This is a genomic window from Streptomyces sp. BK022 (genome assembly GCF_004217355.1).
Taxonomy (GTDB): Bacteria; Actinomycetota; Actinomycetes; order Streptomycetales; family Streptomycetaceae; genus Streptomyces; species Streptomyces griseoluteus.
Genome location: NZ_SHKU01000002.1, coordinates 219,109 through 234,402, shown reverse-complemented (window position 1 = coordinate 234,402; position 15,294 = coordinate 219,109). Strand labels below are relative to the sequence as shown.

Here is a 15,294-nt window from a genome sequence, read left to right as displayed (position 1 = left end):
CGGCGCGGGTCACTAGTCTTGGGCCATGACAACGGCTCTGATTACGGGATCGACCGCGGGCATCGGCGCCGCGTTCGCACGGCGGCTGGCCGCGGACGGGCACGACCTGGTGCTGGTGGCGCGCGACACGGCGCGGCTGCGCGAGCAGGCGACCGAGTTGCACGACCGGCACGGCATCGAGGCGGAGGTGCTGACCGCCGACCTCGCCGAGGACAAGGGCATCGAGACGGTGGCCGAGCGGCTCGGTGACCGGCGGCACCCGATCGACCTGCTGGTCAACAACGCCGGGTTCGGCAACAAGGGCCGCTATCTCGACGTCTCCATGGCCGACGAGCTGCGCATGCTCAAGGTCCACTGCGAGGCGGTGCTCCGGCTGACCTCGGCCGCCGCGGAGGCCATGCGGGAGCGCGGGCGCGGCGGGGTGGTGAACGTCGCCTCGGTGGCGGCCTTCGTCCCGCGCGGTACGTACGGCGCCTCGAAGGCGTGGGTCGTGCAGTTCACCCAGGGCGCGGCGAAGGACCTCGCGGGCAGTGGGGTCCGGCTGATGGCCCTGTGCCCCGGCTTCGTCCGCACCGAGTTCCACGAGCGGGCCGGCATGGGCACGGACAACATCCCCGGCTGGATGTGGCTCGACGCCGACAAGCTGGTCGCGGCCGCCCTGGCCGACCTCGCCCGCAACAAGACCGTCTCCATCCCCGACCCCCGCTACAAGGCCCTCATGGGCCTGGCGAAGGTGGCCCCGCGCGGCCTCCTGGGCGGAATCAGCGCGCGTACGGGGCGCAAGTACGGTCCCAGCTGACGGGGGATGCCCTGAGTCCAGAGGCCGCTGACACAGCACTTCGCCCCGCCAGGAGATCCCGGCGGGGCGAAGTCGTGTGCCTTGAAGGCGAGTCGCCTTAGTGGGAGTGGCCGTGGCCGTGGCTGTGACCGGCGGCGGCCTCTTCCTCTTCCTTCTTCTCGACGACCAGGGTCTCGGTCGTGAGGAGGAGGGAGGCGATGGAGGCGGCGTTCTCCAGGGCGGAGCGGGTGACCTTGACCGGGTCGATGACACCGGCCTTGACCAGGTCGCCGTACTCGCCGGTGGCCGCGTTGTAGCCCTGGCCCTTCTCCATGTCCTTGACCTTGGAGACGATGACGTAGCCCTCCTGGCCGGCGTTCTCGCCGATCCAGCGCAGCGGCTCGACGACCGCGTTGCGGACGACGCTCACGCCGGTGGCCTCGTCGCCGGTCTTGCCGAGACCGTCCTGCAGGACCTTGGCGGAGTGGACCAGCGCGGAGCCACCACCGGAGACGATGCCCTCCTCGACCGCGGCGCGGGTCGCGGAGATGGCGTCCTCCAGACGGTGCTTCTTCTCCTTCAGCTCCACCTCGGTGGCGGCGCCGACCTTGATCACGCACACGCCGCCGGCCAGCTTGGCGAGGCGCTCCTGGAGCTTCTCGCGGTCCCAGTCGGAGTCGGTGTTCTCGATCTCGGCCTTGATCTGGTTGACGCGGCCCGTCAGGTCGGCCGCGTTGCCGCCGCCCTCGACGATCGTGGTGTCGTCCTTGGTGACGGTCACGCGGCGGGCGGTGCCCAGCACGTCGAGACCGGCCTGGTCGAGCTTGAGGCCGACCTCCTCGGAGATGACGGTGGCGCCGGTGAGGACGGCCATGTCCTGCAGCATCGCCTTGCGGCGGTCGCCGAAGCCGGGGGCCTTCACCGCGACGGCGTTGAAGGTGCCGCGGATCTTGTTGACCACCAGGGTCGACAGGGCCTCGCCCTCGACGTCCTCGGCGATGATCAGCAGCGGCTTCGAGGCGTTGGTCTGGATGATCTTCTCGAGCAGCGGGAGCAGCTCGGTGATCGAGGAGATCTTGCCCTGGTTGATCAGGATGTACGGGTCGTCGAGGACGGCCTCCATACGCTCCTGGTCGGTGACGAAGTACGGGGACAGGTAGCCCTTGTCGAAGGCCATGCCCTCGGTGAAGTCCAGCTCCAGACCGAAGGTGTTGGACTCCTCGACGGTGATGACGCCGTCCTTGCCGACCTTGTCCATGGCCTCGGCGATCAGCTCACCGACCTGCTGGTCCTGGGCGGACAGCGCGGCGACGGCGGCGATGTCGGACTTCTCGTCGATCGGGCGCGCGGAGGCGAGCAGGTCCTCGGAGATGGCCTTGACGGCGGCGTCGATGCCCTTCTTCAGGGCGGCGGGGGACGCGCCGGCGGCGACGTTCTTCAGGCCCTCGCGGACCAGGGCCTGGGCGAGCACGGTGGCGGTGGTGGTGCCGTCACCCGCGATGTCGTTGGTCTTGGTCGCCACCTCCTTCACGAGCTGGGCGCCGAGGTTCTCGAACGGGTCCTCGATCTCGACCTCACGGGCGATCGTGACACCGTCGTTGGTGATGGTCGGCGCGCCGAACTTCTTGTCGATGACGACGTTGCGGCCACGGGGACCGATCGTCACCTTCACCGTGTCGGCCAGCTTGTTGACGCCGCGCTCAAGGGCGCGACGGGCGTCCTCGTCGAACTTCAGTGTCTTCGCCATGACAGCGGGAGCCCTCTCGGAAAATCTGGGTGGATGTGCCTGCGCCCCCGGCCGCCCGGCTTCTTAACGGTCGCGGGAACCAGGGGCGCAGTGGTGAAGCAGATGCTTCGGGGTGAACTACTTCTCGATGATCGCGAGAACGTCGCGGGCCGAGAGGACGAGGTACTCGTCGCCGTTGTACTTCACCTCGGTGCCGCCGTACTTGCTGTACAGCACGATGTCGCCGACCTTGACGTCGAGCGGCAGGCGCTCGCCGTTCTCGAAGCGGCCCGGACCGACGGCGAGGACGGCGCCCTCCTGGGGCTTCTCCTTCGCGGTGTCCGGGATGACCAGGCCAGAGGCCGTGGTCTGCTCGGCGTCCAGCGGCTGGACCACGATGCGGTCCTCGAGCGGCTTGATGGCAACCTTGGAGCTGGCGGTCGTCACGATCCGACCTCCCCCTTCTGAGAATTCACGGGGTTGACTGTCTGAGGTGGCGACCAGGTGGATCCGTCGTCGCGGGTGCCGGACCTGCCCGTCGCTTTGTTGGCACTCTCGCGTGCCGAGTGCCAGTGCCGAGACTATGACCGCGATTAGCACTCGGTCAAGCGGAGTGCCAATTGCCGCGCGGCGCGTCGGCATCCGGGACCTGTTCGGCGTGGCTTCACCGTGCTGTTGGCGCGCGTGCCGTCCAGGGGGCCGCCGCCCCCGGCCCCCCGCTTCGGCCCTGGACGGGCCTCGCCCTCAAGCGCCGGACGGGCTGAGACACCTACAGGTAGTCCTTCAGCTTTCCCGGCGTCAGGCCCCTTCGCCCGGCCTCCCTCAGCACCTGTTCCGTGCGCTCGGCCAAGGTGCCCTCCCGGCCCGGGGTGATGCGGATGATGTCGCCGGGGGTCAGGTGTCCGGGGGTGCCCTTGTAGGCGAGGCCGTGGCGGGTGGTCCTCGCGCGCCAGTGGACGGGGGCCTCGGCACGGGTGAAGACGGTGACCGGCAGGCGGAGTTCGCCGATCAGGGCGGCCAGCCTTCGGTCGCGTACGGCCCCCGCGTCGTAGGTCAGGAAGACGACCCGGTCGGTCGTGGCCACGTGGTCCACCGCACGCGTCCCCGTACGGACCGAGAGGGGGCGGACCGGAGCCGGGCGGCGGACGCCCTGCGCGGCCTTCTTGCCGAGGCGTTCGATGGGGTCGACCGACTGGGCGCAGCCGGTGAGCAGCAGTGCGGCCGAGGCGAGCGCGACGGCCCGTGCCGCACGGCGGGCCGGCCGCGCCCCGCGCCTCACAGGTAGTCCTCCAGGCGCGCCACGGCGTATCCCTCGCGGGTGACCTTGTTCAGGAAACGGCGCATGTCGTCGACCATCGTGCCGTCCCAGTCGTCGGTGCCCCGGAAGTGGGTGAGGACGATGTCACCCCTGCGCAGTCGCCTGTCGTCCTCGCGGTACTCCCAGTGGTCGACGAAGACCTCCTCGTTCCAGATCGGCGCGTACTTGATGCCGCAGGACTTGGCCGCGCGCAGAGTGTCCTGGTTGTAGTCGCCGTAGGGCGGGCGCAGGACCTCGGGGCGCTTGCCGTACTGCTTCTCCATGATGTCCTGCATGCCGCAGATCTCCTGCCGCTGCTGTTCGTAGGAGAGGCCGGGCAGATAGGGGTGCGTCAGGGTGTGGTTGTCGAGCGTGTTGCCGTACTCCTGGCTCTTGCGGAAGTAGCCGTAGTCGTCCTTCACCAGGTAGTCGCTGAGGAAGGCGGTGTACGGGACCTTCAGCTCGCGCATCATCGCGAGGAAGCGGGGGTCCTTCTCCGCGCCGTCGTCGATGGTGAGGAAGACGATCTTCTTGTCGGTGGGGACGGTGGTGAAGACCGGGGGGAGGTTCTCGTCCTCCTGGTGGTCCACCTCGAAGCCCGCGCGCGCGGTGATCCTCGGCTTGACCTTCGGCGGGGCCGGGGCCGTGAGCGGCACCTGGTCGAGCCGCCACTTGCGGGCCGCTGCCACCATGCGCCGCTGCTCCGCGAGGCGGGCCGAGGCGGCGTCAGGGGCCTTGGCGGGGCCACCCTGACCGGCGGGCGCGGAGCCCGGGGAGCCGGTGCCCGAGCATCCGGTGAGTACGGCGGCGGTGGCCAGCGCGGCGACCGAGCACCGTACGGCCAGGGACCGGAACCCGGCCCGGAAATTGTCATTTTGTCCTACATGTCGCATGGTGCCGGATCTTGGCAGGACCCCGTCCCGATCCCGGCCCGACACCGCCGCCGGAGGCGCACGGTCCACCGACTGGCCCACAATGAGCCGGTGAACGACCAGCTCTCCGCCCTCCAGGGATTCCACGCGCTGCGCACCGACGAGGGCCGGGCCCTCCTCGACGAGGTGCGCGGCACCGCGCCGGCCGACGAACTCGCCGTGGCCACCCGGCTGCGCCGCACCCACCCGGCCGGGCTGGTCTCGGCCGCGCTCGGCCAGGCCAGGCTGCGGCAGCGGGCGGAGGCCAAGTTCGGCGCGGCGGACGCGCGGGCGATGTTCTTCACGCCCAACGGGGTCGAGCAGTCGACGCGGGCGAGCGTGGCCGCGTACCGCGCGGAGCGGATGCGGGCGCTCGGGGTCACCTCGGTGGCCGACCTGTGCTGCGGGATCGGCGGCGACGCGCTCGCGCTGGCCCGCGCGGGCATCCGGGTGCTCGCGGTGGACCGGGACCCGCTGACCGCGGCCGTCGCGCGGGCCAACGCCGAGGCGCTGGGGCTCGCCGGCCTGATCGAGGTGCGCGAGGCCGACGTCACCGAGGTGGACACCGCGGGATACGACGCGGTGTTCGTGGACCCCGCCCGGCGTGGCGGACGCGGCCGGATCTTCGACCCGGAGGCGTACTCACCGCCGCTGTCCTGGGCCGTGGCCACCGCGCTCGCCGCGCCCCGGGCCGCCCTGAAGATCGCGCCCGGCATCCCGCACGAGGCGGTGCCCGCCGAGGCCGAGGCGGAGTGGATCTCGGACGGCGGTGACGTGAAGGAGGCCGTGCTCTGGTTCGGCACCGGAGCGCCGGGCGGTGTCCGCGCCACTCTGCTCCCCGGCCCGCGCACCCTTGAGGGCCGGGGCCTCGCCGACCCGGCGGTGCGCACGCCCGGCCGGTACCTGTACGAACCGGACGGCGCGGTGATCCGGGCCCATCTGGTCGCGGAGGTCGCCGAGGAGCTGGACGGCGGCCTGCTGGACGAGACGATCGCCTACGTCACCGCCGACGGACTCCGCCCGACCCCGTACGCCACCGCCTACGAGATCACCGACCGGATGCCGTTCAACGTCAAGAAGCTGAAGGCGCTGCTGCGCGAGCGCGGTGTCGGCAACCTGACCGTCAAGAAGCGCGGCTCGGCGGTGGAGCCGGAGGAGCTGCGCCGGAAGGTCAAGCCGCAGGGCCCCAACGCCGCGACCGTCTTCATGACCCGCGTGGCGGGCGCCCCCACCATGCTGATCGGGCACCCGGCCTGAGGGAGCCGGGCGGGACTTCGGGCGCCCGGCCCAGCCTCTTCGAAACTTTCGAAGCCCCCCTTACGCGGCCGGAGCCGCCGTGCTCGACCGCACCACCAGGCTGGTCGCCAGCTCCAGCCGGGTGGCCGTCCGCTCCCGCTCCCCGCGCCCCAGCTCCAGCACCAGCCGCGCCGCCGCCTCGGCCATCTCGGTCAGCGGCTGGCGCACGGTGGTCAGCGGCGGGCCCACCCAGCGGGCGACGGGCAGGTCGTCGAAGCCGACGACGCTCACGTCCTCCGGTACGCGCAGCCCCAGTTCGCGGGCTGCCTCGTACAGGCCGAGCGCCTGGAGGTCGTTGCCCGCGAAGACGGCCGTGGGCCGGTCGGCGCGGCCGAGCAGGTCGAGGCCGAGGCGGTGGCCGGACTCGTGGTGGAAGTCGCCCTCCAGGATCAGCGCCGGGTCGGCGGGCAGCCCGGCGGTGTCCAGCGCGGCCCGGTAGCCGTCGAGGCGGGCGCGGGCGCACATCATGCGCGAGGGCCCGCCGATCGCGCCGATCCGGGTGTGGCCGAGGTCGATCAGATGCCGGGTGGCGGCGAGCCCGCCCTGCCAGTTGGTGGCGCCGACCGAGGGGACGTCGGCCCCCGGATCGCCCGCCGGGTCCATCACCACGAAGGGCACGGAACGGCTGGTCAGCAGGGCCTGCTGGGCCGCGTCGAGCCCGGACAGCACCAGGATCACCCCGTGCGGCCGGCGTCCGGCCACCTGGTCGGCCCAGGTGCGGCCCGGTGTGAGGCGTCCGGCGCTCTCGGAGAGGACCACGCTCAGCCCGGCGTCGCGGGCCACGTTCTCCACGCCCCGGATGACCTCCATCGCCCAGGCGCTCTCCAGCTCGTGGAAGACCAGGTCGATCAGCGGCGAGCGGGTGACCTCGGCCCGCCTGCGCCGGTAGCCGTGGGCGCGCAGCAACTCCTCGACGCGGGTTCGGGTGGCCGCCGCCACGTCGGTCCGGCCGTTCAGCACCTTCGAAACAGTCGGAGCCGACACCCCGGCCTCTCGGGCGATCTCGGCGAGCGTGGCGCTCCGCTTCGCGGCGGTCTTCGACGGTTCCATGGCCGTGATCGTAGCCCTGCGCGACCCCTTGACGAACCCTCAGGAGAGCCTTACGTTCCCGGAACATTCGAGTTTCTGATCGAAACTTTCGGCAACGACGTGAGGGGTGCCCGGCACATGGAGACCTACAGCAGACGCTGGTTCCTCGGCGCGGGCACCACCGCCCTCGTCTCGGCCGCCGGTCTCACCGCCTGCGGCTCGGGCGGCTCCGGCGGTTCGGACGGCACCCTCACCGCGTTCGTGTACGGCGACGACGCGGCCAAGGTGCAGGCGAAGGCGGTCTCCCGGTTCAACGCCTCGGCGGCGGCCCGCGAGACCAAGGGCAGCCTGCGGCTGGAGAAGGTGCCCGGCGCGGAGTACCCGGCCAAGCTGCGCACCGCGATGGGCTCCCCCAACGCCCCGGACGTGTTCTTCAACTGGGGCGGCGGCTCCATCAAGGCGTACCGGGAGGCCGGCCAGATCCTCGACCTCACCGGCACCATCGCCGGCGACCCGGTGCTGAAGAACGGCTTCCTGCCCTCCGTCCTCGCCGCCGGGGCGCTCGGCGGCCGGGAGTACGGCGTCCCGATGCGCGGCATGCAGCCGGTGATCCTCTTCTACAACAAGACCCTGTTCGCCGAGCACGGCCTGAAGCCGCCCGCCACCTGGGACCAGCTCCTGGACAACAACACCAAGCTCAAGAAGGCCGGGATCACCCCCTTCGCCCTGGGCGGCGCCGACATCTGGCCCGAACTGATGTGGCTGGAGTACCTGGTGGACCGGATCGGCGGCCCGAAGGTCTTCGACCGGGTCAAGAACGGCGACACGGCCGGCTGGGGCGACCCCGCCGTGCTGAAGGCCGCCCGGACGGTACGCGAACTCGTCGACGACGGCGCCTTCGGCAAGGGCTTCAGCTCGGTCGCGTACACCAACGGCGGGGCCCCGGCCGCGCTCGCCAAGGGCAAGGCCGCGATGCACCTGATGGGGTCCTGGGAGTACTCCACCCAGCTCGGCAAGTTCCCGGACTTCGCCCGCGGGCACCTGGGCTGGTGCCCCTTCCCGGAGTTCGACGGCGGCGCCGGCGACATCCGCAACGTGGTCGGCAACCCCACCAACTACTGGTCCGTGAACACTCGTACCCGCAACAAGGACACCGCGCTCGCCTTCCTGCGCACCTGCGCCTCGGACACCTACGCCCGCGAGCTGATCGCCAACGGCGACGTGCCCGCCACGGCCGGTGCCGACAAGCTGCTGGACGCCTCCCCCAGCCCCGAGTTCGCCCGCTTCCAGTACCGGATGGTCCGCGAGGCCCCCGCCTTCACGCTGAGCTGGGACCAGGCGGTCGACCCGGACGCGGCCACCCCGATGCTCACCGAGGTCAACAAGCTCTTCGTCGGCAAGTCGTCGCCGGAGCGGTTCGTGGCGGCGCTGAAGGCCCTGAAGTGAGCGCCGCGCGAGGCGCCGGCCGCCCGCACCCCTCCTGGGCGCTGCCCGCCGTGCTGTTCTTCGGCTTCTTCGCCCTGGTCCCGATGGCCCTGGCGTTCGGCCTGTCCTTCACCTCGTGGAACGGCCTGGGCGAGCCGCGCCCGGCCGGACTGGCCAACTGGCACGCCCTGCTGACCGACGGCCGGCTCACCCGCTCGCTGGGCGTCACCGTCGCGCTGACCGTGGTGAGCTGCGCCTTCCAGACGACCGCCGCCCTGCTCCTCGGCGTCTGGGCGGCGGGCCCGCAGCGCAACCGGGCGGTGCTGTCGGCGGTCTTCTTCGTGCCGTTCCTGCTCTCCTCGACCGCCGTCTCGCTGCTGTTCTACGCCCTGCTCGACCCCAACTTCGGCATCGTGCCCGGCGACACCCTCGGCACGACCTCCGGGGCGTTCCTCGCCCTGGTCTTCGTCGGCGGCTGGCAGTTCATCCCGTTCCACACCCTGATCTACCAGGGCGGCGCCCGGCAGATCCCCGAGGTGCTCTACCAGGCGGCCGCGATCGACGGCGCCGGACGCCTGCGCCGGTTCCGCTCCATCACGCTGCCCCAGCTCCGCAACACGGCGGCGACCTCACTGGTGCTGATGGTGGTCGGCTCGCTGACCTACTTCGAGACCGTGCTGATCCTCACCCAGGGCGGCCCCGGCACCGACACCGCGATCCTGCCGTACCTGATGTACGAGGCGGGCTTCAAGTCGTACGACTTCGGCTACGCGAGCGCCATCGCGTCCTTCCTGGTCGTGGCCGCCACCGCGCTGTCGCTCCTGCTGGTCCGGGTGACCGGCTTCGGCGCCATGCGCAGCACCCGGGAAGGGATGTGACGCCGTGAGCCGCCCGGCCAACCCGCTGGCGGGCCTGGGCGCGGTGATCTGGCTCGCCGTCGTCCTCGTCCCGGTCTACGTCATGGTCTCGGTGTCCCTGACCCGCCAGGACGAGGCGCTCGGCGGCAACGCCCTGCGCCCGCCGCGCCACCCCACCCTCGCCAACTACGGCACCGTCCTCGACAACGGCTTCGGCCACTTCCTGGCCAACACCGTGCTGGTCGCGGCCGTGGTGGTGGGGATCGTCCTGGTGCTGTGCGTCCCGCTCGCGTACGTCGCCGTGCGCACCCGCGGCGTCTGGTCGGGCGGCGCGTTCCGGCTGTTCCTGCTCGGCGTGGCCGTCCCCGCCCAGGCGGTGGTGGTCCCGCTCTACCTGATGATCACCAAGCTGAACCTCTACGACAGCCTGCTCGCCGTCGCCCTGCCGACCGCCGCCTTCGCCATGCCGGTGTCCGTGCTGGTGCTCACCGGCACCCTGCGGGACATCCCCGAGGAGCTGTACGAGGCGATGGCGCTGGACGGCGCGTCCCCCGCCCGGATGCTGTTCCGGCTGGTCGTGCCGCTGGCCCGGGGCGGCATCGGCACCGTCGTGGTCTACGCGTCCCTCCAGGCGTGGAACGGCTTCCTCTTCCCGCTGATCTTCACCCAGTCCGAGGACAGCCGGATGCTGACCCTCGGTCTGTTCACCTACGTCAGCCAGTTCGGCGTGAACATCCCCGCCCTGCTCGCCTCGGTCGTCCTCTCCGGCGTCCCCGTGTTCGCCGTCTACCTGGTGGCCCGGCGCACCCTGGTCGGCGGCCTGATGGGCGCGGGCGGAAAGTGACCGGCTCCCCCATGTCTCCCGACAGGAGTTCCATGACCTCCGCCGCCTGGCGCGACCCCGCCCTGCCCGCCGCCGAACGCGTCGAGGACCTGCTGTCCCGGATGACGCTGCGCGAGAAGACCGCCCAGCTGTACGGCGTCTGGGTGGGCGCCGGCCCGGACGGCGGCGAAGTCGCCCCGCTGCAGAGCGAGATGAGCGCGGTGCCGGACTGGGACGAGCTGATCGCGCACGGCCTGGGCCAGCTCACCCGTTCCTTCGGCACCGCCCCGGTCGACGCCGAGCGGGGCGCCCGCGCCCTCGCCGCCGCCCAGCGCCGGATCGCCGCCGCGGGCCGCTTCGGCATCCCCGCCCTAGCCCACGAGGAGTGTCTGGCCGGGTTCACCGCCTGGGGCGCCACCGCCTATCCGGTGCCGCTCGCCTGGGGCGCCTCCTTCGACCCGGAGCTGGTGGCCGAGGTGGGCGCCCGCATCGGCGGTGACCTGCGCGCGGCCGGCGTCCACCAGGGCCTCGCCCCGGTGCTGGACGTGGTCCGCGACGCGCGCTGGGGCCGGGTGGAGGAGACGATCGGCGAGGACCCGTACCTGGTCGGCACGGTCGGCGCCGCCTACGTGCGGGGTCTGGAGTCGGCCGGAATCGTCGCCACGCTGAAGCACTTCGCCGGGTACGCGGCCTCGGCGGGCGCCCGCAACCTCGCGCCGGTACGGGCGGGCGCGCGGGAGCTGGCCGACGTGACGCTGCCGCCCTTCGAGCTGGCGCTGCGCGAGGGCGGGGCCCGGTCGGTGATGGCCGCGTACACCGAGACCGACGGGGTGCCCGCCTCGGCCGACGCCCGGCTGCTGACCGGGGTGCTGCGCGAGGAGTGGGGGTTCACCGGCACGGTGGTCGCGGACTACTTCGGCGTCGGCTTCCTGCGCACCCAGCACCGGCTCGCCGAGGACCGCGCCGGGGCCGCCCACCTGGCGCTGGAGGCGGGCGTGGACGTGGAACTGCCCACCGTGGACTGCTACGGCACCTCGCTCGCCGACGCCGTCGAGGCGGGCCGCGTCCCGGAGGCCCTGGTGGACCGGGCGGCCCGCCGGGTGCTGCTCCAGAAGTGCGAGCTGGGCCTGCTGGACCCCGGCTGGGACCCGGAGCCGGCCGGTCCCGTCGTCCTGGACTCCCCCGAGGGGCGGGTGCTGGCCCGGCGGCTGGCGGAGGAGTCGGTGATCCTGCTGGAGAACCCGGCGGACCTGCTCCCGCTGGCCCCCGGCGCCCGGATCGCGGTGGTCGGCCCGCGCGCCGCCGACCCGCTGGCCATGCTCGGCTGCTACTCCTTCCCGGCCCACGTGCTCCCCCACCACCCCGGTGTCGCGCCGGGTATCGCGATCCCGACCGTGCTGGAGGCGCTGCGGGACGAACTCCCGGACACGACGGTCACGTTCACCCAAGGATGCGGGGTGTCGGACGCGGACACCTCCGGGTTCGCGGGGGCGGTCGCCCGCGCGGCGGAGGCGGACGTGTGCGTGGCGGTGCTCGGCGACCGGGCCGGGCTGTTCGGGCGCGGCACCTCCGGCGAGGGCTGCGACGCGGCCGACCTGCGCCTGCCGGGCGTCCAGGGCGACTTGCTGGACGCGCTGGTGGCGACCGGTACGCCGGTGGTGCTGGTGCTGCTCACCGGACGCCCCTACGCGCTGGGCCGCTGGGCGGGGCGGCTCGGCGCGGTGGTGCAGGCGTTCTTCCCCGGCGAGGAGGGCGGCCCGGCCCTGGCCGGGGTCCTGGCCGGCCGGGTGAACCCCTCCGGGCGCCTGCCGGTGAGCGTGCCGCGTACACCGGGCGGCCAGCCCTGGACCTACCTCCAGCCGCCGCTGGGCCTGGCGAGCGAGGTCAGCAGCCTCGACCCGACCCCGCTGCACCCCTTCGGCCACGGCCTGTCGTACACCTCCTTCGCCTGGACGGACTTCGGCCCGCCGGAGGCGGAGACCGGCACGGACGGCTCGTACGAGGTGACGGTGACCGTGCGCAACACCGGGGCGCGGACGGGCGCGGAGGTGGTCCAGCTCTATCTGCACGACCCGGTGGCCTCGGTGACCCGGCCGGACGTACGGCTGGTCGGCTATCGGCGGGTCGAGCTGGCGCCCGGCGAGGCCCGCCGGGTCACCTTCGCCTTCCACGCCGACCTGGCGGCCTTCACCGGGCTCGCGGGGGCGCGGGTGGTCGAGCCGGGGCTGCTGGAGCTGCGGCTCGGCCCCTCCGGCGCCGAGGTCCGGCACACCACCCGGCTGCGGCTGACCGGGCCGGTGCGCCGGCCCGGACCGGACCGGGTGCTGCGCTGCCGGACCTCGGTGGCACCGGTGGAGTAGGCCGGGAACGGCGAAGGCCGCCCCGGTCGGAACCGGGGCGGCCTTCGTGCTGGAGCGCTGGGCAGGGATTGCACCTGCATTTCCCCGCAGGAAGCGGGGCGTCTTGACTTGGACCACCAACGCGCGGCGTTCGTACCGGAGTTGTTCCGGCCGTTCGCTGTGTGATGATCATAGCGCGTGATCGCGGAGATGCGCCACCCGAGCCGGGCCGGGCCCCTCAGTCCCCGACTCGCTCGAACCGCCACCGGTGCACGGGCCGGGACACCAGCTCCGCGTCCGGCGCCGGGAGTTCCGGCACGTCCGCGTCGTAGGCCGCGTCCCACAAGGTGATGACCAGCACCCGGTCGCCCGGCGCGCGGAAGGTCTCGCGGCGCAGCGGAGTCTCGCCGAGGCGCTGCGCGCGGGCCCAGGCGAGGAGTTCCCCGCCCCGGCCCTCGGCGGCCTTCGCCTCCCACATCAGGGCGACGCTCACGAGTACAGGTTCTCCTTGCTGACCTCGTGCACGTGGTCGTGGTCGTGGCTGTGCCCGCTGCCCGGCACGTGCGGGTCGGTCACCGGCAGGGAGGAGTCGGCGGACAGGTCCCAGTCGGAGGCGGAACGGTTGCGGGCGACCATCTCGGCGCCGAGGGCGGCCACCATCGCGCCGTTGTCCGTGCACAGCTTCGGGCGCGGCACGCGCAGCCGGATGCCGGCCGCCTCGCAGCGCTCCTGGGCCAGGGCCCGCAGCCGGGAGTTGGCCGCGACACCGCCGCCGATCATCAGGTGGTCCACGCCCTCGTCCTTGCAGGCGCGCACCGCCTTGCGGGTCAGCACGTCCACCACGGCCTCCTGGAAGGACGCGGCCACGTCCCGCACCGGCACCTCCTCGCCGGCCGCGCGCCGGGCCTCGATCCAGCGGGCCACGGCGGTCTTCAGGCCGGAGAAGGAGAAGTCGTACGCCGGGTCGCGCGGGCCGCTCAGGCCGCGCGGGAAGGCGATGGCCGTCGGGTCGCCCTCGCGGGCGTAGCGGTCGATGACCGGGCCGCCGGGGAAGCCCAGGTCGAGCACGCGGGCGATCTTGTCGAACGCCTCGCCGGCCGCGTCGTCGATGGTGGCGCCCATCGGCCGGACGTCGGAGGTGATGTCCGAGGAGAGCAGCAGCGAGGAGTGCCCGCCGGAGACCAGCAGCGCCATGGTCGGCTCGGGCAGCGGGCCGTGCTCCAGCTGGTCCACGCAGATGTGCGAGGCCAGGTGGTTCACGCCGTAGAGCGGCTTGCCCAGCGCGTAGGCGTACGCCTTGGCGGCCGAGACGCCGACCAGGAGGGCACCCGCGAGGCCGGGGCCCGCGGTCACCGCGATGCCGTCGAGGTCGCGGGCGGTGACGCCCGCCTCCTTCAGGGCGCGTTCGATGGTCGGGACCATCGCCTCCAGGTGCGCGCGGGACGCGACCTCGGGCACGACACCGCCGAAGCGGGCGTGCTCGTCGACGCTGGAGGCGACCGCGTCGGCGAGCAGGGTGGTGCCGCGGACGATGCCGACGCCGGTCTCGTCGCAGGAGGTCTCGATGCCGAGGACGAGAGGTTCGTCAGCCATTGATCTCGGTTCCTTGTACGTCTTCCAGGGAGGAAGAGGGGTCGGTCAGGCGCATCACCAGGGCGTCCACGTTGCCCGGCTGGTAGTAGCCGCGCCGGAAGCCGATGGGGGCGAAGCCGAAGCGCTCGTAGAGCTTCTGGGCGCGGGTGTTGTCCACCCGGCACTCCAGCATCACCTCGGCGCACTCGAAGGCGGTCGCGGCCCGCAGCAGCTCGGTCAGCAGCCGGGCGCCGAGGCCGGTGCCCTGCTGGTCGCGGGCGACGGCGATGGTCTGCACGTCGCCGAGGTCGCCCGAGGAGGCGAGCCCGGCGTATCCGACGAGCCGGCCGTCGTCCTCCGCGACGAGGTAGCGGCGGGTGGCGCCGTCCCCGCGCGCGTGGGCCAGCTCGGACCAGAACATGCCCCGCGACCAGGCGTCCTCGGGGAACAGGTCCTTCTCCAGCTCCAGGACCCGGTCGATGTCCCACCAGCGCATCTCGCGCAGCTTCGCGGTCACTTGGGGGTGACCACCTTGTAGTTCTTCGGCACCTGGGCGTCGGGCCTGCGCAGGTACTGCGGGCGGGGCTCGTCCAGCTCCTCCCCGGCGGCCAGCCTCGCGGCGGCCAGCGAGGCGAGCGCGGCGGCGGAGACGTGCTCGGGCTCGTGGACGTCGGGGAAGGTGTCCGGGTAGAGCAGCGCGCCCGCGCCCACGGCGGGCAACCCCGCGACGCGCTCGGCGATGTCGGCCGGGCGGTCCACGGCCGGGCCGGTGAGCCGGGTGCGGGAGTCGGCGTACGTCGCCCAGTAGACCTCCTTGCGCCGGGCGTCGGTCGCCACGACGAAGGGGCCCTCGGTGATGTCGGCCGCGTACGCCAGGCCGTCCAGGGTGCACACGCCGTACACGGGGATGCCGAGGGCCAGCCCGAAGGTGTCGGCGGTCATCAGGCCGACCCGCAGCCCGGTGTAGGGGCCGGGCCCGGTGCCGACGACGATGCCGGTGACGGCGTCCAGCCCGAGCCCGGCGGCGGCGAGCACACGGTCCACGGCGGGCAGCAGCAGCTCGCCGTGGCGGCGGGCGTCCACCTGGCTCGACGAGGCGACGACGTCCGTCCCGTCGTGCAGGGCGACGGTGACGGCGGGGGTGGCGGTATCCAGAGCGAGCAGAAGCACGCGAACAGCCTACGGCGCCGACGGCTCGCGCACGCCCGTCCCGGTCGGACCGTCACTGACTGCTACGGTCT

The 15,294-nt window shown here is 72.8% G+C and carries 15 protein-coding genes; 6 read left to right on the top strand and 9 right to left on the bottom strand.

The features are described from left to right. Nucleotides 1-25: 25 nt before the first annotated feature. Nucleotides 26-799, top strand: a complete 774-nt coding sequence (locus tag EV284_RS07205; protein ID WP_130331483.1) for an SDR family oxidoreductase — start codon at nucleotides 26-28, stop codon at nucleotides 797-799. Between the two features lie 97 nt (nucleotides 800-896). Here the strand turns inward: EV284_RS07205 and groL are convergent, their stop codons facing one another. The 4 genes from groL to EV284_RS07185 form a co-directional block, all read right to left on the bottom strand. After that, nucleotides 897-2,525: a chaperonin GroEL gene (gene groL / locus EV284_RS07200; RefSeq protein WP_130331481.1), complete on the bottom strand. Its 1,629-nt coding sequence runs from the start codon at nucleotides 2,523-2,525 to the stop codon at nucleotides 897-899. 117 nt (nucleotides 2,526-2,642) lie between these two features. After that, nucleotides 2,643-2,951, bottom strand: coding sequence for a co-chaperone GroES (gene groES, locus EV284_RS07195; protein WP_018543953.1), 309 nt, complete (start codon nucleotides 2,949-2,951; stop codon nucleotides 2,643-2,645). 322 nt (nucleotides 2,952-3,273) lie between these two features. Beyond that, a complete protein-coding gene (locus EV284_RS07190) occupies nucleotides 3,274-3,783 on the bottom strand; it encodes a hypothetical protein (RefSeq protein WP_130331479.1) in 510 nt (169 codons plus the stop codon). Continuing rightward, on the bottom strand, nucleotides 3,780-4,694 hold the full coding sequence (locus tag EV284_RS07185; RefSeq protein WP_207228961.1) for a polysaccharide deacetylase family protein: 915 nt from the start codon (nucleotides 4,692-4,694) through the stop codon (nucleotides 3,780-3,782). The genes EV284_RS07190 and EV284_RS07185 overlap by 4 nt, the downstream gene beginning before the upstream one ends. Here EV284_RS07185 and EV284_RS07180 point away from each other — a divergent pair. Beyond that, nucleotides 4,677-5,969 carry a methyltransferase domain-containing protein gene (locus tag EV284_RS07180; protein WP_130331477.1) on the top strand — a complete coding sequence of 431 codons (1,293 nt, stop codon included), beginning with the start codon at nucleotides 4,677-4,679 and terminating at the stop codon, nucleotides 5,967-5,969. The two genes, EV284_RS07185 and EV284_RS07180, sit on opposite strands and share 18 nt — an antisense overlap. A 60-nt stretch (nucleotides 5,970-6,029) precedes the next feature. Here EV284_RS07180 and EV284_RS07175 read toward each other — a convergent pair whose 3' ends face one another. After that, complete coding sequence (locus EV284_RS07175) at nucleotides 6,030-7,058, bottom strand: LacI family DNA-binding transcriptional regulator (RefSeq protein WP_165425475.1); 1,029 nt, start codon at nucleotides 7,056-7,058, stop codon at nucleotides 6,030-6,032. Nucleotides 7,059-7,175: 117 nt separating this feature from the next. Here EV284_RS07175 and EV284_RS07170 point away from each other — a divergent pair, with 117 nt between their 5' ends. Genes EV284_RS07170 through EV284_RS07155 form a run of 4 tightly spaced genes read left to right on the top strand, consistent with a single transcriptional unit; the run spans nucleotide 7,176 to nucleotide 12,502 of the window. Beyond that, the gene (locus EV284_RS07170; protein ID WP_130331473.1) at nucleotides 7,176-8,483 is read left to right on the top strand and encodes an extracellular solute-binding protein; all 1,308 of its coding nucleotides are present in this window, start codon (nucleotides 7,176-7,178) and stop codon (nucleotides 8,481-8,483) included. Then, on the top strand, nucleotides 8,480-9,340 hold the full coding sequence (locus EV284_RS07165) for a sugar ABC transporter permease (RefSeq protein ID WP_242625615.1): 861 nt from the start codon (nucleotides 8,480-8,482) through the stop codon (nucleotides 9,338-9,340). The genes EV284_RS07170 and EV284_RS07165 overlap by 4 nt, the downstream gene beginning before the upstream one ends. 4 nt (nucleotides 9,341-9,344) lie before the next feature. Further along, the gene (locus EV284_RS07160) at nucleotides 9,345-10,163 is read left to right on the top strand and encodes a carbohydrate ABC transporter permease (protein ID WP_130331471.1); all 819 of its coding nucleotides are present in this window, start codon (nucleotides 9,345-9,347) and stop codon (nucleotides 10,161-10,163) included. Nucleotides 10,164-10,195: 32 nt separating this feature from the next. Then, a complete protein-coding gene (locus EV284_RS07155; RefSeq protein ID WP_130331469.1) occupies nucleotides 10,196-12,502 on the top strand; it encodes a glycoside hydrolase family 3 N-terminal domain-containing protein in 2,307 nt (768 codons plus the stop codon). Nucleotides 12,503-12,719: 217 nt separating this feature from the next. Here the strand turns inward: EV284_RS07155 and EV284_RS07150 are convergent, their stop codons facing one another. Genes EV284_RS07150 through tsaB form a run of 4 tightly spaced genes read right to left on the bottom strand, consistent with a single transcriptional unit; the run spans nucleotide 12,720 to nucleotide 15,223 of the window. Beyond that, nucleotides 12,720-12,974, bottom strand: a complete 255-nt coding sequence (locus EV284_RS07150) for a hypothetical protein (RefSeq protein ID WP_130331467.1) — start codon at nucleotides 12,972-12,974, stop codon at nucleotides 12,720-12,722. Then, a complete protein-coding gene (gene tsaD / locus EV284_RS07145; protein ID WP_130331465.1) occupies nucleotides 12,971-14,074 on the bottom strand; it encodes a tRNA (adenosine(37)-N6)-threonylcarbamoyltransferase complex transferase subunit TsaD in 1,104 nt (367 codons plus the stop codon). Before tsaD ends, EV284_RS07150 begins: the two co-directional genes overlap by 4 nt. Beyond that, a complete protein-coding gene (rimI, locus tag EV284_RS07140) occupies nucleotides 14,067-14,549 on the bottom strand; it encodes a ribosomal protein S18-alanine N-acetyltransferase (protein ID WP_130332920.1) in 483 nt (160 codons plus the stop codon). Before rimI ends, tsaD begins: the two co-directional genes overlap by 8 nt. A 17-nt stretch (nucleotides 14,550-14,566) precedes the next feature. Then, nucleotides 14,567-15,223: a tRNA (adenosine(37)-N6)-threonylcarbamoyltransferase complex dimerization subunit type 1 TsaB gene (gene tsaB, locus EV284_RS07135; RefSeq protein ID WP_130331463.1), complete on the bottom strand. Its 657-nt coding sequence runs from the start codon at nucleotides 15,221-15,223 to the stop codon at nucleotides 14,567-14,569. Nucleotides 15,224-15,294 lie beyond the last annotated feature (71 nt).